Source organism: Arthrobacter agilis (assembly GCF_006494655.1).
GTDB lineage: Bacteria > Actinomycetota > Actinomycetes > Actinomycetales > Micrococcaceae > Arthrobacter_D > Arthrobacter_D agilis.
Genome location: NZ_VHIM01000041.1, coordinates 1 through 287, shown reverse-complemented (window position 1 = coordinate 287; position 287 = coordinate 1). Strand labels below are relative to the sequence as shown.

Annotated in this window: 1 pseudogene; it reads right to left on the bottom strand. The window is 64.8% G+C overall.

Annotation, left to right across the window (positions count from 1 at the left end):
• Window positions 1-120: 120 nt before the first annotated feature.
• Window positions 121-287 (bottom strand): annotated as a pseudogene (sufC, locus tag FJV46_RS15670) (Fe-S cluster assembly ATPase SufC); the annotation flags it as partial.

The window sequence follows — 287 nt, the reverse complement described above, 5'->3', positions numbered from 1 at the left end:
GGAGTGCTTCCTCGATGTCCTCCAGCGCGGTCGGCGCCTGCTGTACATCACTCATCGCACGTGTTCCTTTCGAACGGTGTTCCACGGCGACACCCGCAGGTGCCTGCACTCGTGGTGGTCCTAGGCCTCGACCGTGGTCTGCGCCGTGAATCGATCGTAGCCCTCTTCCTCCAGGCGGTCGGCGAGTTCCGGCCCGCCCTGCTCGGCGATGCGTCCGACGACGAACACGTGCACGAAGTCGGGCTTGATGTAGCGGAGGATCCGCGTGTAGTGCGTGATGAGCAGCG